Here is a 22,906-nt window from a genome sequence, read left to right as displayed (position 1 = left end):
ATTATTCAGCAAGTCCTTCTTTAGTCATTGTTTCAGTGATTGTTGCGATAGCATCGTCAGCGTCTGCGCCTTCAGCTGAGATAGTAACGTCAGCACCTTGACCAACACCAAGTGACATAACACCCATGATTGATTTAAGGTTTACTGATTTACCTTTGTATTCCAAAGTGATTTCTGAAGTGAATTTTGAAGCTGTTTGCACGAGCAATGTAGCTGGGCGTGCGTGGATACCAGTTTCTGCAACGATGTGGAATTCTTTAGATGCCATTTCTATGGTTCTCCTTAGGTTGTTTTTCGTTTTTACTGATAATATCTGAGGATATTTATCACTTTAAAAATTGTACCATAAAACGAAAGGGTTTGCAATAACTGCTTATAGTTTTCAAAGATTTTTTCATAGATTACTCTGACTTTCCTTTCAATATCAGCATTCATCATGTGTTAAACTTAACAAACTTTATTTACAAAAAAATAATTCCGTCAGTACTGACAGAATTATTTTTAGATTATTTTAGTGGTTATTCGATTCTGCATTATAGATTTCTTTAACCAGGTCTTCTGTTTTTTCCCAACCAAGACATGGATCTGTAATGGATTTTCCAAAAACATCTGGACGGTCTTGACGTCCATCTTCAAGATAAGACTCAATCATAAAACCACGAACATATTTGTGAATTTTTTCATCCCAATCGCGATTGACCAAAGTTTGGCGTACAATACGGATCTGTTCCATGTATTTTTTCCCTGAGTTGTCATGGTTTGTATCAATCACAACAAATGGATTTTTTAGTCCCATTTTTTCGTATAAGTCTATCGTTTCCAAGAGATTATCTGTGTAGTAATTTGGGTGATATTTTCCATTTTCATCTTGTCCACCCCGAAGAATGATGTGAGCTAATGGATTACCTGGAGTTTGTACTTCTGCAAGTCCAAAAAGAAAATCTTGTGGTTGTTGCGCAGCATAAACGCCATTAAACATCACTTTTAAATTACCAGAAGTCGGATTTTTCATCCCTGTTGGCGCATCAATACCACTGGCTACAAATCGGTGCTGTTGATTTTCTACCGAACGCGCTCCTACTGCATGGTAGCTCACCAAATCATCTACCATTCTCAGATTTTCGGGATAAAGCATCTCATCTGCAGTCGTCAGACCTGTTTCTGTAATGACTTTATAGTGCAAATCACGCACCATCTTAATTCCATTGATAAGGTCAGTATGGCCATCTGCATCAGGTTCGTGAATCAACCCTTTATAGCCATCACCATTTGTCCGAGGTTTTGCCGTATAGACACGCATCACCATAAAAATTTTATCTTTTACTTCTTCTTGCAGCTTGGCAAGGCGACGTGCATATTCAAGGACAGCTTCTTCATTATCTGAAGAACAAGGTCCAATAATTAAGAGAAGACGCTCATCATCTCCTTTGATGATTGCTTCCAACTCCTTATCCCGTTTAATTTTTTTTGCCTGTTGTTCACTATTCAGATGACCCAACATTTTAATGGCATCAATATTTATTTTGGGACTTATCTCTTTAAAAGTCATAATTTTCTAAATCCTCTTTATTCAAATCAAGCGCCCCTAAGGGCGCTTCTTATTATTGTATCAAAATTTTTGAAAATACTTGTAAAACTAATATCGTCAGTACTGACAAAAAATCTGTCAGTAACCTTTAAGCAATATGTGCACGTCCATGACAATTTTTAAATTTCTTACCAGAGCCACATGGACAAAGGTCATTACGTCCCACATTTGCAAATGGATTTTCACCATTGTCAGTGCTGACAGAAGTAATATTTCCTTGCGATGCCGTTGTCATTGCACGAGGTGCTTCTTGACGTATTGCCGTTTGTGGTTGGATTTGAGCTTTCATCATCAGGCGAGTAATCTCAAACTCAATCGCACCAATCATATCGTTGAACATCTTATAAGATTCTTCTTGATATTCAACAATTGGATTATTTTGAGCATAGCCACGCAAACCAACAGATTGACGCATTTGATCAAGTTGGTCAATATGTTCTGACCAATTGTTATCAACAACACGTAAAATAACTGCACGTTGAAACTCTAGTTGACGATCAGCATCCGATAATTTCTCCATTTGTGAGGCATAACGAACTTTGACTTTCTCAAAAATCAAATCTTTCATAGCTTGCGCTGACAAACCTGTCAGTTCTGACAACTCAATCGCATCCTCTGGCAACATGGTATTTTGCACGGTTTGCAGCAGATTTTGCAAGGTTTCTTCTTTTTTAAGGTCACCTGTGATGGCATGCCCCTCGACCTGACGGTCAACTGTACGGTTGAACATTCCCATCAGCACTGGCGTCATATCTTCAGTAGCTGTAATGACATCGTGGCGTTGCGCATAAATCACTTCACGTTGCTCACGAATCACGTCATCATATTGCAAAACTTGCTTACGACTGTCATAGTTGTTTCCTTCGACACGTTTTTGCGAACTCTCGATTTGACGCGTAATCAAGCCAGACTTAATCACAGCATCTTCACCAGAAATTCTCATGCGGTCAAGGAAAGCCGAAACACGCTCAGAACCAAAACGTTTCATCAAATCATCTTCAAGAGAAAGATAAAATTGAGAAACACCAGGGTCTCCTTGACGGCCAGAACGTCCACGCAGCTGATTATCAATACGGCGGCTTTCATGACGTTCTGTACCAATAACCGCAAGACCTTGAAACTCAGGGTCTGCATGGTCTATTACACCAGGGCCGAGCTTAATGTCAGTTCCTCGACCAGCCATATTGGTTGCAATGGTTACAGCCCCTTGTTGTCCAGCATTCATGATAATTTGCGCTTCACGGAAATGATTTTTTGCATTCAACACTTCATGCGGAATTTTTGCTTCAACCAGTTTCTTAGAAATTAATTCAGAAGTTTCAACCGCAACTGTACCAATCAAAATAGGCTGACCTTCGGCATGACGACGTTTAATATCATCTACGACAGCTTTAAACTTAGACTCTAAAGTTGGATAAAGTAAATCTGGATGGTCAAGACGTTTAACAGGACGGTTCGTTGGAATTGGCGTAATCTGAATGTTATAAATTTCGCGGAATTCTTCTTCTTCCGTTTTTGCTGTCCCTGTCATACCAGACAACTTTTTGTACATACGGAAATAGTTCTGAATCGTAATTGAAGCCATTGTCTTAGACTCATCCTGAATAGGTACAGCCTCTTTTGCTTCGATTGCTTGGTGGAGTCCATCAGAATAACGACGTCCTGGCATCGTCCGTCCTGTAAATTGGTCAATGATCAAAACTTCTTGATTTTCATCCACCATATAATCAATATCATGAAGCATGATATAGTTTGCACGAAGCGCATTATCCACAAAGTGAGTCAGCGCAACATTTTCCATATCATAGAGATTATCAATCGCAAAGAATTTCTCAGCTTTATCAATCCCTTCTTCAGTCAAAGAAATTGTTTTAGATTGTAAGTCAATCTTGTAATCATCCCCTTCTTCATAGTCAGAAGTAGCAATGTTCAAGTTTTGACCTTTAAGTTGTTTTGCAAATTGGTCTGCACGATAATAAAGGGCAGATGAAGATTCTGCTTGACCTGAAATAATCAAAGGTGTTCTTGCTTCATCAACCAAAATAGAGTCAACTTCATCGACAAGGGCATAGTTAAGCGGTTTTTGAACCATGTCTTCCGCACGCGTCACCATATTGTCACGAAGATAGTCAAACCCAAGTTCAGCAGAAGTTGAGTAAGTGATATCACAATTGTACGCTTCACGCTTTTCTTCTGGGGATTTTGAATTTAAGTTCAAGCCTACAGTAAGCCCAAGCCAACTATAAAGCTCTCCCATCTCAGTCATGTCACGTGTTGCCAAGTATTCATTGACTGTAACAACATGAACGCCTTTACCAGACAAAGCGTTGAGATAAACTGGCATAGTAGCCGTCAAAGTTTTACCTTCACCTGTACGCATTTCAGGAACGTCACCATTGTGAAGGACAATCCCACCCATGATTTGCACATGGAATGGATAAAGACCGAGCACACGACGTGCTGCTTCACGACAGACAGCAAATGCTTCATAAAGTAAATCGTCTAGCGCCTCACCTTTTTCGACACGTTCTTTAAATTCTTGAGTTTTAGCTTTTAATTGCTCATCAGTCAAATGCTCCATTTCATCAGCAAACGATTCAACTTTGAGCGCCATTTTATTAAGTTTTTTTAGCTCTTTTTTGTCATTTTCGACAAATTTTCGAATGATATTTGGCATATTTTCTCTTTCAGTAATAAGTAGATACTTCCTTTAAGTTTAACATTTTTCTCAAATTTTTACAAATTGAAATCTTTTATTATGGGTACTTAAACACAATTAATAATCAAAAATCGAATTTCTTAAAAAATTCGATTTTATTATTTATTTTTCTCATAAAAAAGTAATGCACCAAGTGAACGATATAACATCAATCGCTTATTTCACTTCATAGTGGAAGTTTGGATTAAGTTCTTTATCAAGAGCAGCGAATGCTTCTTCCATGCGACGATTGACTTCCTCAATCCCTTCTGCATTCGCTTTTTTTATATCAGAAATATCAATTGGCTCCCCGAAATTAATCGCAACTTTCTGACGTTTGAAAACACCCTTCATTGTGAGAGGTCCTTGATAAACAGCAGGTACAATACGAACATTTGCCATCTTAGCAATGAGCGCCACTCCACCTTTCATTTCTGAGCTATGTCGACTTCCTGAAGGAAACATAATCATTGATTTATTTGATTCTTTAAGCATTTTCACAGCGTGCTTAATCGGTTTTGTTCCTGGATTATTACGGTCAACAGGGAATGCGCCACACATTTTAATCCACCAACCACCAAATTTATGTTCAAATAATTCTTTTTTTGCCATAAAGATGAACTGTTTTGGTCGTGTCGCAAAAGCAAACCATACAGGTTCCCACGCCATGCGATGAGGAGCAACCAAAATATAGTTCTCATTCTTTGGAATTCTGTCAACATTGTAATATTTACTACGACCATTAAGTACAAATAGCAAGAATGCAACTAGATTGCGCAAAAAAACGTAAAAGCCGTGGTGCTGTTTTTCATACTCTTTCATAAAGTTTATATTTCCATTTCTTTAAAGATAAGACTTGCTTATTTTAACTCATTTTGGTGATTTTGGCAATAAATAATCCCTCAACTAGTGAGTTGAGGGATTATTTTCAAAAGAGGGACTTAATTTAGCGTTCCTACGCCTTTAATATTTTCTTTACTTTTTTCAGTTTCCAAATTCTTACTATTTCTTCGACCGTAAAAGAAGTAAATTACAAGACCGACTAAGAACCATAAACCAGCATAAATTTTTGCATTAGCATCTAAATCCCAAAAGATAAAGGCTGAACCAATGAAACCAAGAGCTGGAAGAACTGGATAAAATGGCATTTTATATGCTGCTTTAGGCAAATCTTTGCCTTCGCGACGGCGTAATGAATAAATACCAAGCGACACAAACATAAATGCAATAAGCGTCCCCGCTGAAATTAATTGAGCCAGAAAAGCAAAGGGGAAAAATGCCCCAATGACAATTGCAACGATTGACAACGCCCAAACTCCATTTGCTGGAAGATGTTTTTTGTTCATTTTGCCCAGTCCTTTAGGTAAAAGACCATCACGTCCAAAAGCATAAATTAAACGTGAACCTGCAAGAACCATACCAAGTAGTGCAACAAACATCCCTGCAAGAGCAATAATTGTCACGACTTCTGAAAGGACTGAATATCCTGACTGCTGGAGCGCCCAGCCAACTGGTGCAGCATTACCTTCATAAGCTGAATAACGATGCATTCCAACAAGAACCAAGGTAACAGCAGCAAAAAGAGCAACCGCGATAAAGAGAGAACCAAGAATTCCACGTGGCATCGTCTTTTTCGGATTTTTCGCCTCAGCCGAATTCGCCGCAATAGAGTCAAAACCAATGTAAGCAAGAAAAATCATTGAAACCCCTGACCAAATACCCGAGAAACCACCAAAACCTGTTTTCGGATTATGAGGGGGAATAAATGGATGATAGTTTGATGGGTGAATTGCTGTAATACCAACAATAATAAAAGCAATAACAGCCGCAACTTTAAGCACAACAAGAACTTGACTGACTTTCCCTGCATCCGAAGCCCCTCTGAAAACAATCAGAGCTGAAATCAAAATAACGAGAAAAGAAATGATATCAACAACTCCACCATTTGTCCCAAAAGGATTTGCTAAAACTGCTGGTAAATGAAAGCCTAGCGGTGCAAGCAACTGTTGAAAATTTGCGGAAAATCCTGCACCAACAAAAGCAACGGCAATAAAGTACTCGGCGAGTAATGCCCAACCTGCTATCCAACCAAAGCCCTCTCCAAATAACACTGAAATCCATGAATATGCTGAACCTGCAAGTGGCATTACTGTTGACATTTCAGCATAAGCAAAAGCTACAAATCCTGCCACTACTGCTGCAATCAAATATGAGAAAACAACACCAGGTCCAGCGAATTGCGCCGCGACTTGTCCTGGTAAAGTAAAAATTGAAGTTGAAATAATCGTCCCGACACCTAGCGCAAGAAAATCGCGTGTACCAAGAACCTGTTCGTAATGTTTATCTGCATCTTGATAAAGCTGAAAATCAGCTTTTTTCATAAAACCCATGATAACTCCCTTTTGTCTGAATTTTTAATAAAATAATTTCAATAGATTATATTTTATCGAATTGTCAGACAATTGTCAAGAATTAAATGTATGCAAAAAAAGATAGCTAATACTGTAAGATATTTGCGTTTTATCAATTATTGTATTTCGACAGAAGTTCTGTAAAATCAATATCAGTGAGCTGTTCTGGTGTTTGCAAATGATAAGTTTTCAAGCCAGCTTTCCTGGCACCTTTGATATTCTCTTCATTATCATCAATGAAAAGTGTTTCATCGGCGGTAAGATTTGCTTGATCAAGCACTTTTTTGAAACTTTCTACCGTTGGTTTTCTGAGGTGCAACTCATGAGAATAATAAAGCGTTGTGAAATAGTGCTCTAAATGATGACCTGTTTGTTCTAAACATCTTTTCTCAAAACATTTCGCATGAATCGCATTGGTATTTGAAAAAAGATAGAGTGGATAAGTCGCTGACAGTTCTGTCAGTAAAGCCATACGCTGTTTGTTAAAATCTTTAAGAATAAGATTCCATGTTTCTTCAATGACAGCGTTTGTTAGCTCACTGTCAGTATGCTGACGAAACTTATCGTAGAGCTCTTCAGACTCAATCAAGCCAAGCTCTAAATCTTCAAAGAAATCCACTTGACTTTTAGGAGTAAAATATTGACCAAAATCTTCAATACCCAGCTCTTCAAAACGCTTAGTCATTCGCTCAAATCCTAAGTCAATAATTACACCACCAAGGTCAAATATAATTGCTTTTATCATTATTATTCAATACCTCTCAATCCACCGTTAGGTTGAAGCTGTTGACCTTTATCTCCCCACATTCTGAAGAAAAAGTTAAAGATTGGGACAACAATAAATAGCCAATGACCATAATCCGGAAAAGCAACCGCAATGATTGTAATTACAACATTAACAAGTAAAGTAAAAATTAAACGACTAGCCCAAATTTTCTGCCAAAAATGAAATGTTTTCGGCATATGATGAAAATGCTCGCGCATGATTGAGCGACTCAAAAGTTCTTGTTGGACAAGAATAAACAGCACAACCATCCCATAATTAATTGCAGAAAAACTTGTAGGCTGCACCATAATCCACTTTGTCAGCAGCGGAATAAGACTAAGCAAGCCCATAAAAATAAAATCTTGAACAATCACTCCTTCAGTAATCTGCTCAGTAATCGCAAAAGTTTTATGATGATTGAACCAAAAATTTGCAATCACAATAAAACTGACCAAGAAAATACCAACCGCTGACAGAAAGTTCCAATATCCACCGTCAGTAGTAGGCATCGGAATTTCTAGTAGCATAATCGTGATGATAACTGCAATCACTCCATCTGAAAAAGTTTCAATATGATTACGGAGTTTCTGCTTACGAATCTTGTCTTCCTCAATGCTATGCTTTTGCATCTCCTTGCCCAACTCATCCTCAGACATTGATGCGTAGCGCGGATGGGAAGACAAAAACTCATCTTTTAGTTCTTGCCTTGCAATACGAAGTTCTTCATTATTGGATAGCTTCTTGAAAGCTTCCTCTTGACGTTTATTGCCAAACTCTGCTTTTTTATTTGCTGATAACTTTCTGTCAGTAACTTGTTGCACATCTGTCAGTAAATGTTGAGCATTTTCAGCTTCATCAAACGATTTGTCAGCATTTTTCTCATGTTGAGCAGATGCTGACAGATTTTCGTCAGTAATCTTTTGTTCATCAGCCATGACGCGCCTCTTTCGTATCTAAAATAATCGTGACAGGCCCATCGTTAATCAGCTCAACTTGCATATCCGCTCCAAAAACCCCTGCCTGCGTGGGGACAATTTGGGTTAATTTTTCATCAAATTTTTCGTACATTTGCTGAGCAAAATCTGGCTGACCTGCAGCGCTAAAACTTGGACGATTTCCCTTTTTTGTTTCAGCATACAAAGTGAATTGAGAGATAGACAAAATCTCTCCTTTAATATCCTGTACTGACAAATTCATCTTGTCATTACTATCAGAAAAAATCCTCATTTGTGTGATTTTACGCACCGCATAATCTAAATCAAACTCGGTATCGGCATCTTCCACACCAACCAAAAGTAACAATCCTTGAGCAATTTTACTGACAACATCTCTGTCAATACTGACAGAAGCTGATTTTACACGTTGAATTACAATTTTCATAACATTTACCTAATTTATTAAATTTATATTATTATAACCTTGGATTAATTATAGCACACCTTTTCATCTAAAAAAGCCGGCAACATACCGACTGCTTAGGTTAAAGACCCTCTCATTATAACATAGATTTTGACAATAAAAAAACCTGACCGAAGTCAGGGAGAAATTTACAATTTATTCGCATTCAGCCGTTTTTGCAAGGCTTTCACAATATCAGAAACTGGACTGATCATACCATCTTGCGTTGTGCCAAGATGTTTCTGTAAAGCTTTAATCGTGCCTTGACCGCACAGTCCATCCTGGGCAATACCCAAGAATTTCTGTAAAGCTTTGATGACGTTTGAACCTGTCAGCGATGAATCAAACTGAGCGGCATAGATATTTTGATTAAAGGCTTGCTTGTATTGATGGCTGATCACACCATCTTTTCCATCGGTATCAAAATATTCTTGAAGACGTCGAGCCGTCGCCTTGCCAAACTGACCATCAATCGCTAATTGAATCATCTGAGGTTTGTTGTCAGTACTGACAGAATTTCCATTGACAATCCGATAAAAATGATGGGGTAAACTCGTGGCCATATAGGCATCATTCGTATTCTCCGCAATGCCATTGTTGACATAAGAACAATGGATGAATGCGCCATTACTCAAAAAGATACCTGTGTGTCCTGCGGAACCATTAGAACCTCCAGGAGTGCCAGAGATAAAAATATCCCCGCGCTTGACTTCTGCTCTACTGATTTCTTTCAAAGTCTTGCCTGACATCGCAAACAACGTTTCGGTATTTCCCATTGAACCTGCAGGGAGGAATCCACCCGCAATCATGGCAAAGAAGACCGACGAGCTACAATCGTAGCTATTTGGTCCTAATCGAGAAGTCATCGAGTAAGTAACTTTCCCTTTTCGCGCTTCCATCCAAGCAATCATTTTTTCAATATTTCCCATGTTATTTATCCTCCGTTGAGTTAGTCTTAACAAGACTTGCTGTATTATCGCCAATGTTCAAGCTTGCGATTGATGTCAAAATAGAAATCAATGTCGCAAAGCCTGCAATTGATAAGATATTTGCCCAATCAATACCAATCAAGCCTGTCGCTCCTGCTCCAAGTGCTCCGATTGCTGCTTGCGCAAACGTTTTGATAGCACGTTCCGACATATCTTTAAAAAATGTTTTCATGTTATTTTCCTCCGTTGAGTTTTTCAAGGTACTCATGAACCTTTTCAGATACAAAGCTGTTTCCGCCTAAAGCGACATAACGGTCATAAAAATATGCAACCTCACTCGCTGAAAGTCGCTCACTATTAATCCCCTCTAAGAGTTGCAAACGTAAAACTTCTTTTTCAAGCTCTTTATGTGCAATTGCAGCACTACTTTCAATTGCAGCAATTCTTTTCTCCATGTCATCTAACTTATCATTAATGTTTTCGGTTAATCGTGAAAACCACCGTTTAAAAATTTTTCCACCCAAACCCAAAATGAGGACAATCGTTGGCAAATTAATCATAAAATCAATTGCCATCTGTCCCGCATCCCTCATTAATTGCTCCAAATCATATACTCCTCCTAAAAAACTCTGCCACTACTGACAGAGTTTATTTTTGTTCCATTCTTTCATCAGCTTGTTGGGAAATCATCATTGGTAGGATAGGTCGTTGTTGCCCACAAACCTGTACCAACTCCACCTGACGCCCGAGGTTGCCATGTCGCGTTTGAACTTCTCAAAATGGCAGTAGCTCCTGAAGAAAACACTTGTTCATAAATTGGGTTTCCTCCATTATTATATGGCCGAAATCCAACGGGAATGTTATATGTCGTGGCTTGAGCAATTCCAACAAGAGTATGAGTCGTCATGGTCACCATATTGCCAACGCGGAAATATTGAAATTCAATTGATGCAGTTGCAGTTTTCGATTCATAGATTTTACTCGAAATTCCTTCAGAAGCAACTAGGCTTTTTACGTTAGCTCCCTCTGTAACTTCTAAGTTTTTGACACTGACAGTGTCAGTGAATGTTTTATTACCTGAAATACTCTCATCGCCTGTATTGTGAACAACTTTGTCATTTAAAGTATCAATTTGTTGCTGAAGATTTGTTGCGGGGTCTTCTCCAAGCTTCCCTTTGAACGCTTCAAACCATGCTTCAAACTGAGCTGTAATATCCCCAACATTCGCATCACCATAAGGAGTGGCATAACCACACACCGTTTTATCTGCCCGCATATCCTTAATGTTGGCATTAGTAATCTGTGTTGCATTTTTTGAAATCGTAATTTGAGCCATTTGAATTTCAAAAATTGTATCTGTCCTTGTAACAGAAATATCGCCTTGTTTGTAAACAAAAAATGCATCACGTTCAGATTTATTGAACTGTACGACCACACTATCTACACGGTCCTGAAGTGTACTTGCAATTGGGATGTCAACTTCTTCATCCAGAGTATGGATATAGCCACGTCCAAAGGTGCTAAATGCCGCGCCTGCGCTATATTTCACTCGCATTCCTAAGCTAGCAGACTCCGTGACCTGAAGGGCACTACCAAAATTAGCTGTCGCAAGAACACCAGGGCTAAATAATGAGGCATAATAAGCCCCAAAATCATCCGCGTTATATTCGCGGTCTTCGTCTAAGTCATCCCAAGGGAATGATTTTTCATTTTCTGACATTATTATTTCCTTCCTAAAAATTCAAAGACTGTTGGGGTATCGTGGTCATAATTTAATTCAATATGTTCTCCTGTCGCATCATACGTATGTTTTGCCTGAGTGATCGTCGCTACTTTCGATACACCATAGCGTTTACTTTCTAACTTAACTCGATCACCAACAAAAAAATCACGTCCAAACTTAACCAACTTAGAGGTCAAAATAAATTCCCCATTCAATGTTAAAACTTCTTGTTGGTCAGCTAGTTTCTGCTTCCCACGCTCAATAAGCATATTTCGATAAGTAGTCGCTGGAATCGTTGCTCCATTCGTATCAGTGCTTTGTAAATCACGCGCATCTACTGCCAATTCCTTGCGTTCTAATCCTGCTAGATTAGGATTGACTATCACTTTCACCCGATTAGCTCCATCACCTTCTCCAAAAACATGAGCAGACGTCTTTTCGTCAAAAGTGGTATGTTCAAATTCTGTACTCGTTAGATTTTCATAACCATCCACATCATCTGAAAATTTAACCCAACTTGACACATCATTCCCCCGATAAATTTGGATTTGATTAGAAAACGTATGTTTGTCACCCACTTCACGAAAGCCAAAATCATACGTCTGACAAAGACTTTCTACCTGAGTAGAAACGTAGTCATAGGAATCTTGATAATCAATTTTTGCAAGTCCTAAATCGTCAGCCGGTGCAAGCGATAAATAATCAAGCTTACGGTTTTTTCCACTATAAGTTCCTAGTGCATCTTGATAGTCTGGTGGGTTAATCATTTCTTGGTTGAAATGGTCCCAAACAATCAATGCCGGGCTCTTACTTGCAGTATAAATTCGGTCAACTGTTCGACTATCATATTTCCCACCTAAACTTTTACCACAAACTTTGATTTTCCCTTCCGTTCCATCATAATCATCAACATAATAGTAAACACCATCAAATTTAAAACCATTATTTTGTGCAAATAAATCAACACTGTTTTCTAACTCTGGTAAATCAAGTTCAAAAGTATCGCAGCTTCCATAGTTTTCATAAATAATAAGAGAAGTCATACCGTCAAATACTTTATTTTTTTCATACTCAAAGTCTTTAATTCTTTGATAAATAACTAGTTCTTTACTCATTTAACTCCGATCACTTTTGGACTAAATTGAATCGTTCCAATCATGTTTGCAGCTCCTTCATCGGCTTGCAACTGTAAGAAATTGCTCCCCTGTGCCAACTGTAAGAAGACACTGTCATCATCCCAGTCTTTCAAAGCATTGAACATTGTACCGTCTGCCTGAACTCCTGTAACTTCTTTCTCTCCACGTAGCGTTACAATAGTTAGAACCGTTCCAGCAGAGTAAGTTTCTTCAAGCCGAAAATATTCTCCTGTTCCGACATTTAAAATCTTGGGATTAACTACATCCGAAATAATCCTCAATGTTATTTTTACACCAACAGAAACATCCCCTTTGTTAATAATGGTTTGAATATTATTAGAAGAGATGTTTGCGAAAGTAAAACCAGAGGTAATACGCAGCGGAAATGTAAGTTTATTTTTAACAGAAGATAAGGGAATTAGTTTATCAGCTTGACTTTTATCTATCCAATAAGAATCAAGTGCAACAAAGTCAATAGAAAAAGTTTGGGTCAAATTATTCTGTGGTTCATCAAAAACTGGAGGCTGCTCTATCAATACATCAATTTCATAAATTTTGCCATTATCTGGATAGTACGTCAGAGTCCCTGCAGTATTAGGGTTAAGTAGGCTTGAAAGTTGTTGACATTTAGTCGCTAAGTCACTAGAGCTAGAGGCAATAATTTCACCTTCAATGCCTGGTGCCCGATCATCCAATTGTTGATTCACCAAAAATGAACCATCAAGCCCATATTGTTGTTGTTTAGTGATAATATTTCCCACACCACCAAGTCCTTTGATAGAGGTGACTAGAAATGGTGGTTGTTGCCCGAATTCTACTTTGTCACCATTTGACGAGCTATATGTAATTTTCATCCTTATCCTCTCCTAATTCTTGCTGTTCTCAACATATCCTTACCTTGTCGGTTCGCATATTTAGCAGCTGCACGAGCATCGATATTTTCCGGACTATAATTGTATTGGTTAAAAACGTAGCTCTCTTTTTCATTCATTCCTGATGTCGCTCGTTTTATACCATCACCGATTTGACCTAGGGTATCTTTATTGAGCGGCAAGACAGCTTCACGTCCGGCCTCACCTCCGACTTGTAAATTATTGCCATTCATCCCAAAAATAGTTGGACCATTCATAATCCCACCTTTGGCGTAGAAATCTACACCTAAACTTGGAATTTTACCTTTCAACAAGTCTCCGGCTTGCCAACCTGAAGGGTTAATTTTAAAGTGTGGTAGTGGAACATGAGGGAAGCTAATCTTGAAATTAAAGAATCCTTTAATTGCATTGATTGCGGTATTAATCAGGTCTTTAGCTGTATTGATTGGTGTAGTCATTGCGCTCTTGATACTGTTGAATACACTTGAAACTGTACTTTTAATAGAACCTACAACACTGCTAATCGTGCTTTTAATCGTATTAAATACTTTTGAAATGGTACTGCTAATGCTGTTTACAACACTTGAAATAGTACTTTTAATCGCATTCCAAATGCTTGTAATTGTACTTTTGATTGCGTTAAAGATGCTTGTTATTACGTTTTTAATCGTGTTCAAAACACTTGTAATTGTGTTTTTAATTGCATTAAATACGCTAGTGATTACACCGCTAATTGCATTTACTACAGCGGTCACAAAAGGTTCAATCGCATTCCAAACCGCCATAATGACCGCTTTTATAGCGTTCATCGCTATTTCTATGACTGTTCGCCAAATGTTGATGTAAGTCCCAATGACGACAGCAATCACGGTAATAGCGCCGATAATAATTGCTTTAATGACATTCCAGACCGTGCTTATTACTGTCTGAATAATGTTCATAGCTACACCAATACCAGCCGCAATTGCATTAAATACAGGTACAACAACGCTAGCAATTGCATTTACTACGCTGTTGAATGTTTGGACTATTCCAGCCCACAATCCTGTAAAGAATTGACTGATGGATTGCCAAGCACCTCTTAGCCAATTCATGAAGCCTTGCCAAATTTTTTGTCCTGCCTTAGTCTGTGTAAAGAAATAGATTAAAGCTGCAACCAATGCAGTAATTCCGATGATAATTAAGCCTATACCGCTAGCCGCAAAAGTTGCATTTAGTAACGCAAACGCCGCTTTTACTTTTGTAATCCACCCTGCAACGGTATTTAAAATTGTAAATGTTGCAATTGCTCCCACTATGCCAACAATAGCTGCTTTTACAATTTGTACCCCAGTGTTACCTTTATTCATCCAATCTAAAAATGCCCTGAATTTATCCGCGACATCTTGAACTACTTTGACAAGAGGTTGCATACTTTTCAAAAGTGCATTTACTTTATTTCTAAATTCTTCACTTTTAGTATAATTTTGTGCTATCCACATCGCTAAGAGCATGAGCATGGACAGAATGGGGTTCTTGGCAAGCGTTGTAAAGACACTACCGATTTGTTTCATTGCAGTACCGACACCAAGCGCACCTAATTTAAAGGCTAAAAAAGCACCAATTACTGGTGCGAATTTTTGAGCTAGATTAAATAATTTTGTTCCAAAATCAACAACTTTCGGAATGATAGGAGTAATTTTAGCGGCAGTTTCATCAATTTTTGAACCAATGTTTGCCATTGCATCAGTTATTTTACTTTGACCAATTCCTTCTAAGATTGAAGCCCCAAAACGTGCAACAGCTGCTTTCATGTTTGAGATAGAACCTTCAAAGGTCTTACCAGTCTGTGCCATAACTCCACCCTGTTTGGCAAACTGTTCATCAACTTTTACTGATTGGTCTTGCAAAGCCTTAGAAAAATCTTCATAGCTTACTTTACCATCAGAAATGGCTTGTTGAATATCTTTCATAGATATTCCGGTAGATTGTGAGACAAAAGCTAAAGCATTGGGCATGGTGTTCATAAGTTGTAACATGTTACCCATGTCCAACTTCCCTTTACCAGCCATTTGAGAAATTGCCAATGAAGCCCGGTCAATTCCTTCTGCTGTAGCATTACCTGTCCCAGCCAAAACCTTGGTCATATTTTTAAACTCTGTGGTTGATTTATTCAAATTCATTCCAACAGAATTAAACCGAGCAGTTGCTGTTGCTGCATCAGTCATCCCAACTGACGTCCCTTTAACAAAAGCATTTAAGGCTGTCGTTGCGATTGCTGCAGCTTGTGGAACCCCTTTAGCAATATACTGTTGAACTTTAGAATTAAAGTCCCCACAGACATTACTGTCCCTTTAGTCATATTTTGAGCAGCTTGCTTAATGTTTCCAAAAGATTTGTCTGCAGCTGCTCTCATGGATTGAAAGACAAGATTAGCACCATTCAATGCATCCAAGCGTTTCATCCCAGCTGAAATTGAGGCTGTGAGCGTAGCGACCGAAACTCCAACTGTTGCTAGTGCTGTGGTTGCTCCACCCCCAAAGCTCACTAATTTTTGTCCCTGATTTTCAAGAGATTGTCCAAAGTTCCCAATGGCTCTGACAGAACCTGTCACAAAATTAGTCGCTAGAGTCCCAGCAGAACTAAACCCACTACCAATCTTCGCTAAGAAACTTTGTGAGCTTTTCCCTGTCTTGTCAGATGAGCGATCAAAATCATTTGCTGTTTTGTCTGCTTGTTTACTTGTATCTTGCAATTGTGCCTTAACATCACTTGCGCCGCGTAAACCAAGTGTGCCAAATAAACTAAATACTTCCATTCATTTTTACCTCCTTACTAAAATTGAAATATTGAGCTGCAAAGTCTAAGTTTTCTTGTGCCTTGTCAGCACTGATTACTTCTTTTTCACTGACTCGTAAGGTTTTTAAGTTTTTCTTTTTAAAGTCTGAGAAATTTTCCTCAACGTCTTTAGACAGCCACATTTCCCAAAGTGTTTCCTCATTCTCTTTTTCATAAAGATACAAAATAAAATCCACTGCCCTTCCTAACGAATAAGTCGCTAAGACTGACAATGGATGGCTGTACCTTTTAAAAAGAAAATCTTTTAACTGATGTTCTCCGTCATCAATTTGTTTTATGATGACAATGATTGGAAAAAATCTTTCAGTTCAGGTTTTGTGACAAAATCTTTGACCAACTTCCCATAAGTGACCAGACTAAGTTGCCCGATTTCTTCTGGTGTCGTGTCTGCTAGTTCCGCAAGAAAAGCATTGAGTTCTGTTTTGACTAACTTCACATTCTTCAGTAACTTAGAAATCAAGCTCACCATGAGTGCTTTTCCTCGTGCTTCAATCACTGACAAGTCAGTTGTGTCAACACCATTGAACATCTCCACAATATCGTCTTGAATTTCAAGTTTCCCGAAAATTTCAAGCAGTGTGAACAAGTCGTCCCCACGTAATTCTCGTAGTTCAAGTATTTTTGTCATATTATTTTCTTCTTTCTATGATAAATTAAGCACTAATCTCTGGATCTGTTCCTTCTGGTGTCGTTGTTTTAGGATACAGGATTCGCCACGGAAACTCATCCTTTTGAAGTTGTTCAAACGAAGCATTTGCTGTCCCTTCATAGTCAATTGCAGCTTCGTCACCATCTTTTGTTTCTAAAGCAAAAGCGGATGTGGTCAGCACATTGTCTAAGAGGATAATAATTGGTTTATCACTTCCTGTCAATTTACCAACAATGGCCATGTTTTCAATATAGTCTCCTTCTTCAAGGTAACGTTTTGATTCGATTTCGACATAGCCATCATAATCTGTAGAATCTTTTGAGGTACCATTCAATCCAAGCGCCAAGTTTTCGGCAGTCAGTTCCTTCAATTTAGCCCCAACTGTTGCGTGTGCTTCATCAAGTACCCATAGCCCTTGAACATCAACGTGCCCTGTGCCATCAACGGCAATTTTACGATATTTTTGTTCAATATTTACTTTGGTTCCATCACTTGTCGCCCCAAGCGGTGTCCCAGTAAATGTTTTTGTTGCTTCATCCCATTGAACATCAACCACAATCGTGCCTGCATTAATCATGAAATTTTCTGATGAAGTTTTTGTATAACCAGAATTTGGTAATGTCATTTGTTTCTCCAATCTATTTTGCAGTATAACTGCATATTTCTACGTTTCAACGTATCACTCAATGTTGGAATAGGAATGGAACGTTGGAAGTAGTAGCGTAAAAAAATATCATCCGTAAATTTCAACTCATAATCAAAGTGATGACGGATGAGACTTTCAATGTTATAAATATTTTTAGTGCTTGAGCCATTGTCAAAAATATCAATATCCAGATAAAAACCATCGGTATTTCGGTTGATATTTTCAAGGTTAAGTGAGTAAGTCAGATAAGGATAAATGATTTCCTCAGAATCATTTGTATCCAAATAACTCTCTGGAAATACTTCCCGAAACATAAGATTAAGTGTTTCTAAAAATTCAATCATTTCATCCCCTTTCCTAGCTCTTGTTGATAAGCAGCTTCAACCTCCTGCTTGGTATCACGGAACGCATTACGCATAAATTTAATCGGAGTCAAACCTTTTGTAAAATGAGGGGTACCATCAGGACTATGATAAAACCAACCACCTTTTCGTCCTGCGCCATTTTCCGCAAATTCTCCTGTTCCGAACTCATTATAAATAGCGTATTCTTCAGGAGAGCCAATCTGTGAAGCCATCCCCCCTGTATAGTTTCCATCTTTTACGAGTTTGTAATTGATATTGTCACGCAATCTTCCAGTATCTACTCGATCCGCTGCCGTGACATTAGCTTTAGCCTGTGAACGAACTAACTCACTTCCAGCGATTAACGCACCCTCTACGTTTTCATCAAGCAACTCCATCGCCTTGCTAAAGTTATTCTCGTACTTTATCGCCATGATAACACCTAACTAAAACCTTTCCAAGCTGTCCATGTTGAACCATTTAAAGTTCTCCATAAAGGTTTCAACGTTGTACTCTCAGGGTATACAACTTGCTTTTTTAATGAATTGACAAATGTATATTCCAACCAATAAGCGGTACCAACAGGATACGGTAAACTTCCTGTCAGGTTCGTTACAGCACTGGAGATGTAATAGCTTTGTCCAATAGTATCTAAATTCAGTACCGTACTTGAATTAGTATTACCTACTTGAACTGATAATGCATACTGTGCAAATAAGCCACCTTGAACCCCTACATTAGTTAGAGGAACAGCCCCCAAACTGTCCAAGCACCGTTTTTTCTTGCTCTAACCACTAAATTTGCACCGTAACTTACTTGAACAACGTCTCCATTACTCAATTCAAACACTTGAAGGGGCGCGGTTTGGTTATTTGCGTTTGACATATTGCCATCGCCCTGATACAAACCACTAGTCACGTAGTTATTCCAATCTCTTGTAGCTTGTTGTAATGCAAGTACATTGGCACTCACTGCGTTTTCATTTTTACCTAGCTTTTCTGCAAGTTGTGTCGCTACATCAGCCGTATTTGCTTTAAATGTAATAGCTGCCGTATTCCCATCTGTTGCAGTTTGTAAATCAGATATAAGGTTATTGAGTTCTGTCGGATCAAATTTCTCAGTATTTTCGTTAATCCATTTGACAATTTTTGCCTTGAACTCTGCCCCGTTTTATCACTTGTCGTGATGAAGTATTCTTGTGTCATTGAATATCCTCCAATTTCACAGTGCTGCTATCTTCAGTGTTTTCTTGGACACCTGAAAAAGACAGATAAATCTCATTATGGTGATGTAACCCCATTGGGTCATCAGCGTAAGTGATATCGTAAAAGCGCTGTTCAGAGTCAACCACACGCATTTTATCTGTAATTCCAGATGTAAATATCGGAATAATCAGTAAGTGCGTTGACTCTTCAACAATCGCATTTTGTTTTGTAGCAAGGTCTGTGCCTGTTAGAAAATCAAGATAGCCCTCAACGTTTTTGAAAGATTGCCAAGCTTTGACATGTCCCCCTATTCCATCATCAGCACTGACAAAATTTTGTATCACAAAATTAGTAAGCCCCATCTCCAAACCTCCGTTCGTCCTCGTAAATATGATGACTAAATGGATTAGGAGGGATAGGCAAAGCTCGTCCAGTTCCCCAATTCATCTTTTTATATTTGTTCAAAAAAGAAAATAGAGCAGCGGGATAGCCTTCCACATTGTCTGATGCATTCACATCATAATATTGGATGCTCATTCTTGAAATCGACTCTGATTTAATCCCAACTTTGCTATCCATTTTTGATGAATAGGTTAAGAGTTTCTGAACACCAGCAATGAGGTCTGCTGGATATTCAATCTTTGTCACGAACCCTTCTTTAAAAATTCCTTCAAAGAGTGCAACCTCTCCTTTCAAAGTCACTATTTTATCAGAGAGATCTTCAATAACAAACAGCCCATCATTAACCTCTGTTCCACTAATTTCAATCGTGTCACCAACGCGTAAAAAAGCTGGATCACTATGGAAAACCAGCTCTTTTTTATTTTGCACTTCAAAACCAACATAGCGAATATGGATATTTTGAAAACGGTTGTTAGTGATTCCTCGAATCGCTGCTTCTAACCCATCAAGTTCTACTTGTTCAACCGTCGGCTTAAAAGTCTTTGCACTTTCTAAAGTTAGTAGCATTTTTCCTCCTAATCAATCAAAGCAAGCAATTCATCTTTTTTAGTGATGCCTTCATGCTTAATTCCGTGACTATCAAGATATTTCTTGATGTCTTCGACTTTTGTATCCTTGTTTGGTTTCTCCTCAATTTCAGAGAGAATTGCTCCCTCATGATTAGGATGTGTATCACCCAACAATTCTGCAATTCGTTCATCCGTTGGAAATTTAGGATAAAGCTCACCAACTTCATAAACAACGCCCGTATCATTGTCTTTAAATCGTTGTTCAACTTTATATTGTTTCATTTTGTGCCCCTTATGCGCCAAGTCCATCATCTGGAGTTGTTTCTGTGCCCTGCACGATAACAAAATCAGCCACTTCTTTCGGTTGTACCACTTTACGTCCCCAAACCGTCAGCCCTTTCACGGCATCTGAAAAGTTATTTTGTGGGCGGTAAGCTTCCGTTTCAACGACTTGCATTGCAAGCTGGATAGGTCCAAGAACTTTTCCGTTGTTTGATTGAGAAATACCACCAGCAGCAATCGCATGAACCGCACCGCTAGTTTCTGTTTTGAGGTTATTAGATGAAACAAGCTGGAAACCTCCAACCGTAGCCCCTTGTACGACTCCATTAGCAAGAACGGTCATATCCTTGGTAAAACGGAAATCACGAGCCAAGAGTCCAAAATACCACGCAGGTAATGCCAACTTACGTCCAAATTTAGGAACGTTGTTTTCATCCATCGTAACCCCAAGCATGACAATTTCATCATAGGCATTTCGGACAGTGATTTCTTTAGGTGTTGCGACCGTCCCAACTTTAACCCCTGCACCACTAGCAGCGACTTCAAAGATATCTTTATCGACCACAGTATCCATAGCGTAACCTGCACGTCCCATTGATGTATCAACCAACCCAATATTAGATTGAGCTTTGTCAATATCTTTCACCATAAAGTTAAAATATTTCGCCTGGTCAATGCTCAAGGTTTGTTGGGTAGAGTCAAGTTCTTCTGGGTCATCAATATCAGACCCATCATAGTCTTTAATCGTGATGTCCCCCACTTGGTTAATGTAAACCGTGTCCCCAAAGGCTTTGATTTCACCTTCGTAATCACGAGAAACAAATTGATTTGCGACAAGCGCATTATCAAGGTTAGCAAGGAGACGGGCGCTCCAAAGCTTAGGGATAAAATTTGTAAATGACATATTACTGTCCTCCTTCATTGTTGTTCATGGAAGCTGCGACAGCCTCCCAATTTGCATTGATTTCTTCTGTACTCATATTTTGGATTTGTTCCATTGAGTAAGTAGAATCTGAATTTGCACCCAGTTTTGTATCAATAGGTTTATACCCCTTTTGACCTTTATCGTCTGGGTCTTTTGGTGTTTCAACTTGGAAATAATCAGGAATTTTTTCTTTTAAATCCTTAACCAGATGGTCAAGTCCTTTTACATTCCCATCTTTGTCCAGTTTAACCTCACCAAGTTTGAACTTCGCATAATCAAGGTCTTTCGCTCCAGCAGCAAGTAAAGCAGTGTTAATCGCGTTGTCCTTAACTGAGACTTCATACTTACTTTTCCAGTCGTTGACCTCATTTTGCAAGGATTCGTTATCCTTATTTTGTTTTTGCAAGCTTTCAAGGGTCGTCTTCGCTTCGTTGAGTTGTTCGGTTTGTTCAGCGAATTTCTCCTTGGTAATCCAATTTTTTGGCAATTCCTTTTCAAACTCGTTCATGACCGAGTCAAAATCAGTTTTACCCGTTTCAGCATCAGTGTGCTTTTCAAGAATTGTTTTTAAAAATTCAAGATATTTGTTCATTTTTTCCTCCATGGCTTTGTTATGCTGGCGCCACCAGCTGAGAGTATTTGTCGGATATGCTGCCGACTGTCAGCAACAGAAATTATGGGAGTCGAACCCATGTCTTACTGATGTGCACAAACAGTACGCTCTAACCTACTAAGCTAAATTCCTATAAGAAAACCACTTGTTCGTTTTAGACAAGCGGTTTTGTTGTTGATATAACTAATTTACGAGTTTAATTGAGTATGAAAAAGGCACACATTTTTAGTGTGTACCTACTTCTTTAGCCATTTGTATAAAAAATAAAATATAATCATTACTATCAAGCAAACAACTACCGTTGCAATAGAAATGAGTACAAAATTTATTTTCATTTTAATTCCCTATTTCTTCTGTGATTTCTTTAACATAAGTTGAATATGTGTCTTCATATTCTTTAAAATCAGTACTTCTAATCTTTATTATATCTAAGGGATCAATAACCTGATTTGCAAAGTCTTTTTTTAACGAAACAACAACCATAGCTAACATAACCCATAATTTTAGACCACTTTCCGGCGAATCCGGAATTTTGTTATTATAAATGTGTTGAGACATGATTGACAATAGCCTAATTGTTCGAGGAGAGCCATATCCAACCGTTAACTGAATTAAATCATTCATTTCTTTTTGCCCTTTAGCACTTCCAACGTTATTCAAAGTATTCTTATCAATAACATATTTAGACCAGGCTGTCATGATTTTTGCTAAGTTGCCATCTTTTCTGTAATAGTTATCAATTTGAAGTATTTTATTAAACTCAAACTCTCTTTCAGATTTAATTTTTTCTGAAATCATTTCTGGAATTTTTTTTACCAAATTGTAAATAAACCAGGCAATAACGATAGTAGACAAGTAAAGTATAGCAAAAATAATATAATCCAAAATTTTTCTCCAATGATATTTTTAATC

General features: G+C 38.3%; 29 protein-coding genes and 1 tRNA gene. All 30 read right to left on the bottom strand.

What is annotated here, in order from left to right:
* Window position 1 precedes the first annotated feature (1 nt).
* The 30 genes from FLP15_RS03245 to FLP15_RS03100 all read right to left on the bottom strand — a co-directional run bounded on the left by FLP15_RS03245 (window position 2) and on the right by FLP15_RS03100 (window position 22,879).
* Window positions 2-268, bottom strand: coding sequence for a phosphocarrier protein HPr (locus FLP15_RS03245; protein WP_120772856.1), 267 nt, complete (start codon window positions 266-268; stop codon window positions 2-4).
* 243 nt (window positions 269-511) lie between these two features.
* Window positions 512-1,549 (bottom strand): 3-deoxy-7-phosphoheptulonate synthase, encoded by a 1,038-nt coding sequence (locus FLP15_RS03240; protein WP_142765979.1) that lies wholly within the window; start codon window positions 1,547-1,549, stop codon window positions 512-514.
* A 127-nt stretch (window positions 1,550-1,676) separates the two neighbouring features.
* Window positions 1,677-4,265: a preprotein translocase subunit SecA gene (gene secA / locus FLP15_RS03235; RefSeq protein ID WP_142765978.1), complete on the bottom strand. Its 2,589-nt coding sequence runs from the start codon at window positions 4,263-4,265 to the stop codon at window positions 1,677-1,679.
* A 198-nt stretch (window positions 4,266-4,463) separates the two neighbouring features.
* The gene (locus FLP15_RS03230) at window positions 4,464-5,108 is read right to left on the bottom strand and encodes a lysophospholipid acyltransferase family protein (protein ID WP_142765977.1); all 645 of its coding nucleotides are present in this window, start codon (window positions 5,106-5,108) and stop codon (window positions 4,464-4,466) included.
* Window positions 5,109-5,227: 119 nt separating this feature from the next.
* A complete protein-coding gene (locus tag FLP15_RS03225) occupies window positions 5,228-6,676 on the bottom strand; it encodes an APC family permease (RefSeq protein WP_142765976.1) in 1,449 nt (482 codons plus the stop codon).
* A 133-nt stretch (window positions 6,677-6,809) separates the two neighbouring features.
* On the bottom strand, window positions 6,810-7,445 hold the full coding sequence (locus tag FLP15_RS03220; RefSeq protein ID WP_142765975.1) for an HAD family hydrolase: 636 nt from the start codon (window positions 7,443-7,445) through the stop codon (window positions 6,810-6,812).
* Window positions 7,445-8,398: a TMEM175 family protein gene (locus tag FLP15_RS03215; protein ID WP_142765974.1), complete on the bottom strand. Its 954-nt coding sequence runs from the start codon at window positions 8,396-8,398 to the stop codon at window positions 7,445-7,447. Before FLP15_RS03215 ends, FLP15_RS03220 begins: the two co-directional genes overlap by 1 nt.
* Window positions 8,391-8,843, bottom strand: coding sequence for a D-aminoacyl-tRNA deacylase (dtd, locus tag FLP15_RS03210; protein ID WP_142765973.1), 453 nt, complete (start codon window positions 8,841-8,843; stop codon window positions 8,391-8,393). Before dtd ends, FLP15_RS03215 begins: the two co-directional genes overlap by 8 nt.
* Before the next feature lie 167 nt (window positions 8,844-9,010).
* The gene (locus FLP15_RS03205) at window positions 9,011-9,790 is read right to left on the bottom strand and encodes a peptidoglycan amidohydrolase family protein (RefSeq protein ID WP_142765972.1); all 780 of its coding nucleotides are present in this window, start codon (window positions 9,788-9,790) and stop codon (window positions 9,011-9,013) included.
* A 1-nt stretch (window position 9,791) separates the two neighbouring features.
* Entirely contained in the window at window positions 9,792-10,022 is a 231-nt protein-coding gene (locus tag FLP15_RS03200; protein ID WP_142765971.1) for a holin, read from the bottom strand.
* Between the two features lies 1 nt (window position 10,023).
* Entirely contained in the window at window positions 10,024-10,383 is a 360-nt protein-coding gene (locus FLP15_RS03195; protein WP_142765970.1) for a hypothetical protein, read from the bottom strand.
* Between the two features lie 77 nt (window positions 10,384-10,460).
* Window positions 10,461-11,510: a hypothetical protein gene (locus FLP15_RS03190; RefSeq protein ID WP_142765969.1), complete on the bottom strand. Its 1,050-nt coding sequence runs from the start codon at window positions 11,508-11,510 to the stop codon at window positions 10,461-10,463.
* A gap of 2 nt (window positions 11,511-11,512) precedes the next feature.
* Window positions 11,513-12,628, bottom strand: a complete 1,116-nt coding sequence (locus FLP15_RS03185) for a siphovirus ReqiPepy6 Gp37-like family protein (protein WP_142765968.1) — start codon at window positions 12,626-12,628, stop codon at window positions 11,513-11,515.
* On the bottom strand, window positions 12,625-13,503 hold the full coding sequence (locus FLP15_RS03180) for a phage tail domain-containing protein (RefSeq protein ID WP_142765967.1): 879 nt from the start codon (window positions 13,501-13,503) through the stop codon (window positions 12,625-12,627). The genes FLP15_RS03185 and FLP15_RS03180 overlap by 4 nt, the downstream gene beginning before the upstream one ends.
* A gap of 2 nt (window positions 13,504-13,505) precedes the next feature.
* Window positions 13,506-15,728 (bottom strand): phage tail protein, encoded by a 2,223-nt coding sequence (locus FLP15_RS03175; RefSeq protein ID WP_142765966.1) that lies wholly within the window; start codon window positions 15,726-15,728, stop codon window positions 13,506-13,508.
* A gap of 29 nt (window positions 15,729-15,757) precedes the next feature.
* Window positions 15,758-16,318: a hypothetical protein gene (locus FLP15_RS03170; protein WP_142765965.1), complete on the bottom strand. Its 561-nt coding sequence runs from the start codon at window positions 16,316-16,318 to the stop codon at window positions 15,758-15,760.
* On the bottom strand, window positions 16,305-16,535 hold the full coding sequence (locus tag FLP15_RS03165; protein WP_142765964.1) for a hypothetical protein: 231 nt from the start codon (window positions 16,533-16,535) through the stop codon (window positions 16,305-16,307). The genes FLP15_RS03170 and FLP15_RS03165 overlap by 14 nt, the downstream gene beginning before the upstream one ends.
* 98 nt (window positions 16,536-16,633) lie before the next feature.
* Window positions 16,634-16,987, bottom strand: coding sequence for an iron-containing alcohol dehydrogenase (locus FLP15_RS03160; RefSeq protein ID WP_142765963.1), 354 nt, complete (start codon window positions 16,985-16,987; stop codon window positions 16,634-16,636).
* A gap of 25 nt (window positions 16,988-17,012) precedes the next feature.
* A complete protein-coding gene (locus FLP15_RS03155; protein WP_142765962.1) occupies window positions 17,013-17,633 on the bottom strand; it encodes a hypothetical protein in 621 nt (206 codons plus the stop codon).
* The gene (locus tag FLP15_RS03150) at window positions 17,630-17,998 is read right to left on the bottom strand and encodes a hypothetical protein (protein ID WP_142765961.1); all 369 of its coding nucleotides are present in this window, start codon (window positions 17,996-17,998) and stop codon (window positions 17,630-17,632) included. The genes FLP15_RS03155 and FLP15_RS03150 overlap by 4 nt, the downstream gene beginning before the upstream one ends.
* Window positions 17,995-18,432, bottom strand: coding sequence for an HK97-gp10 family putative phage morphogenesis protein (locus tag FLP15_RS03145; protein WP_142765960.1), 438 nt, complete (start codon window positions 18,430-18,432; stop codon window positions 17,995-17,997). Before FLP15_RS03145 ends, FLP15_RS03150 begins: the two co-directional genes overlap by 4 nt.
* Window positions 18,433-18,440: 8 nt before the next feature.
* Window positions 18,441-18,758, bottom strand: a complete 318-nt coding sequence (locus FLP15_RS03140) for a pyocin knob domain-containing protein (RefSeq protein WP_142765959.1) — start codon at window positions 18,756-18,758, stop codon at window positions 18,441-18,443.
* Window positions 18,740-18,970: a pyocin knob domain-containing protein gene (locus FLP15_RS03135; RefSeq protein WP_142765958.1), complete on the bottom strand. Its 231-nt coding sequence runs from the start codon at window positions 18,968-18,970 to the stop codon at window positions 18,740-18,742. Before FLP15_RS03135 ends, FLP15_RS03140 begins: the two co-directional genes overlap by 19 nt.
* 229 nt (window positions 18,971-19,199) lie before the next feature.
* A complete protein-coding gene (locus FLP15_RS03130) occupies window positions 19,200-19,565 on the bottom strand; it encodes a head-tail adaptor protein (RefSeq protein ID WP_142765957.1) in 366 nt (121 codons plus the stop codon).
* Window positions 19,552-20,172, bottom strand: coding sequence for a hypothetical protein (locus FLP15_RS03125; protein WP_223804711.1), 621 nt, complete (start codon window positions 20,170-20,172; stop codon window positions 19,552-19,554). Before FLP15_RS03125 ends, FLP15_RS03130 begins: the two co-directional genes overlap by 14 nt.
* A gap of 8 nt (window positions 20,173-20,180) precedes the next feature.
* Entirely contained in the window at window positions 20,181-20,456 is a 276-nt protein-coding gene (locus FLP15_RS03120) for an Ish1 domain-containing protein (protein WP_142765956.1), read from the bottom strand.
* A gap of 10 nt (window positions 20,457-20,466) precedes the next feature.
* Window positions 20,467-21,360: a major capsid protein gene (locus tag FLP15_RS03115; protein WP_142765955.1), complete on the bottom strand. Its 894-nt coding sequence runs from the start codon at window positions 21,358-21,360 to the stop codon at window positions 20,467-20,469.
* Between the two features lies 1 nt (window position 21,361).
* Window positions 21,362-21,973, bottom strand: a complete 612-nt coding sequence (locus tag FLP15_RS03110; protein WP_190288338.1) for a phage scaffolding protein — start codon at window positions 21,971-21,973, stop codon at window positions 21,362-21,364.
* A 76-nt stretch (window positions 21,974-22,049) separates the two neighbouring features.
* Window positions 22,050-22,126 (bottom strand) — tRNA-OTHER (locus FLP15_RS03105).
* A 204-nt stretch (window positions 22,127-22,330) separates the two neighbouring features.
* A complete protein-coding gene (locus FLP15_RS03100; RefSeq protein WP_142765953.1) occupies window positions 22,331-22,879 on the bottom strand; it encodes a hypothetical protein in 549 nt (182 codons plus the stop codon).
* Between the last annotated feature and the right edge of the window lie 27 nt (window positions 22,880-22,906).

The sequence above is a fragment of the Lactococcus protaetiae genome (assembly GCF_006965445.1).
GTDB classification, from domain to species: Bacteria; Bacillota; Bacilli; order Lactobacillales; family Streptococcaceae; genus Lactococcus; species Lactococcus protaetiae.
The sequence above is the reverse complement of the archived record's forward strand: the minus strand, read 5'-3'. Positions and strand labels throughout refer to the sequence as shown.

What these genes read in the sequence shown, in the direction of transcription:
- FLP15_RS03190 (WP_142765969.1), bottom strand. Translation starts at nt 11,510, where the DNA reads ATGTCAGAAAATGAAAAATCATTCCCTTGGGATGACTTAGACGAAGAC.
- FLP15_RS03200 (WP_142765971.1), bottom strand. Translation starts at nt 10,022, where the DNA reads ATGAAAACATTTTTTAAAGATATGTCGGAACGTGCTATCAAAACGTTT.
- FLP15_RS03225 (WP_142765976.1), bottom strand. Translation starts at nt 6,676, where the DNA reads ATGGGTTTTATGAAAAAAGCTGATTTTCAGCTTTATCAAGATGCAGAT.
- FLP15_RS03110 (WP_190288338.1), bottom strand. Translation starts at nt 21,973, where the DNA reads ATGAACAAATATCTTGAATTTTTAAAAACAATTCTTGAAAAGCACACT.
- FLP15_RS03125 (WP_223804711.1), bottom strand. Translation starts at nt 20,172, where the DNA reads ATGCTACTAACTTTAGAAAGTGCAAAGACTTTTAAGCCGACGGTTGAA.
- FLP15_RS03195 (WP_142765970.1), bottom strand. Translation starts at nt 10,383, where the DNA reads ATGAGGGATGCGGGACAGATGGCAATTGATTTTATGATTAATTTGCCA.
- FLP15_RS03155 (WP_142765962.1), bottom strand. Translation starts at nt 17,633, where the DNA reads ATGACATTACCAAATTCTGGTTATACAAAAACTTCATCAGAAAATTTC.
- FLP15_RS03120 (WP_142765956.1), bottom strand. Translation starts at nt 20,456, where the DNA reads ATGAAACAATATAAAGTTGAACAACGATTTAAAGACAATGATACGGGC.
- FLP15_RS03150 (WP_142765961.1), bottom strand. Translation starts at nt 17,998, where the DNA reads ATGATTGAATTTTTAGAAACACTTAATCTTATGTTTCGGGAAGTATTT.
- FLP15_RS03160 (WP_142765963.1), bottom strand. Translation starts at nt 16,987, where the DNA reads ATGACAAAAATACTTGAACTACGAGAATTACGTGGGGACGACTTGTTC.
- dtd (WP_142765973.1), bottom strand. Translation starts at nt 8,843, where the DNA reads ATGAAAATTGTAATTCAACGTGTAAAATCAGCTTCTGTCAGTATTGAC.
- secA (WP_142765978.1), bottom strand. Translation starts at nt 4,265, where the DNA reads ATGCCAAATATCATTCGAAAATTTGTCGAAAATGACAAAAAAGAGCTA.
- FLP15_RS03230 (WP_142765977.1), bottom strand. Translation starts at nt 5,108, where the DNA reads ATGAAAGAGTATGAAAAACAGCACCACGGCTTTTACGTTTTTTTGCGC.
- FLP15_RS03185 (WP_142765968.1), bottom strand. Translation starts at nt 12,628, where the DNA reads ATGAGTAAAGAACTAGTTATTTATCAAAGAATTAAAGACTTTGAGTAT.
- FLP15_RS03170 (WP_142765965.1), bottom strand. Translation starts at nt 16,318, where the DNA reads ATGGAAGTATTTAGTTTATTTGGCACACTTGGTTTACGCGGCGCAAGT.
- FLP15_RS03145 (WP_142765960.1), bottom strand. Translation starts at nt 18,432, where the DNA reads ATGGCGATAAAGTACGAGAATAACTTTAGCAAGGCGATGGAGTTGCTT.
- FLP15_RS03240 (WP_142765979.1), bottom strand. Translation starts at nt 1,549, where the DNA reads ATGACTTTTAAAGAGATAAGTCCCAAAATAAATATTGATGCCATTAAA.
- FLP15_RS03205 (WP_142765972.1), bottom strand. Translation starts at nt 9,790, where the DNA reads ATGGGAAATATTGAAAAAATGATTGCTTGGATGGAAGCGCGAAAAGGG.
- FLP15_RS03180 (WP_142765967.1), bottom strand. Translation starts at nt 13,503, where the DNA reads ATGAAAATTACATATAGCTCGTCAAATGGTGACAAAGTAGAATTCGGG.
- FLP15_RS03215 (WP_142765974.1), bottom strand. Translation starts at nt 8,398, where the DNA reads ATGGCTGATGAACAAAAGATTACTGACGAAAATCTGTCAGCATCTGCT.
- FLP15_RS03115 (WP_142765955.1), bottom strand. Translation starts at nt 21,360, where the DNA reads ATGTCATTTACAAATTTTATCCCTAAGCTTTGGAGCGCCCGTCTCCTT.
- FLP15_RS03175 (WP_142765966.1), bottom strand. Translation starts at nt 15,728, where the DNA reads ATGACTGATGCAGCAACAGCAACTGCTCGGTTTAATTCTGTTGGAATG.
- FLP15_RS03245 (WP_120772856.1), bottom strand. Translation starts at nt 268, where the DNA reads ATGGCATCTAAAGAATTCCACATCGTTGCAGAAACTGGTATCCACGCA.
- FLP15_RS03130 (WP_142765957.1), bottom strand. Translation starts at nt 19,565, where the DNA reads ATGGGGCTTACTAATTTTGTGATACAAAATTTTGTCAGTGCTGATGAT.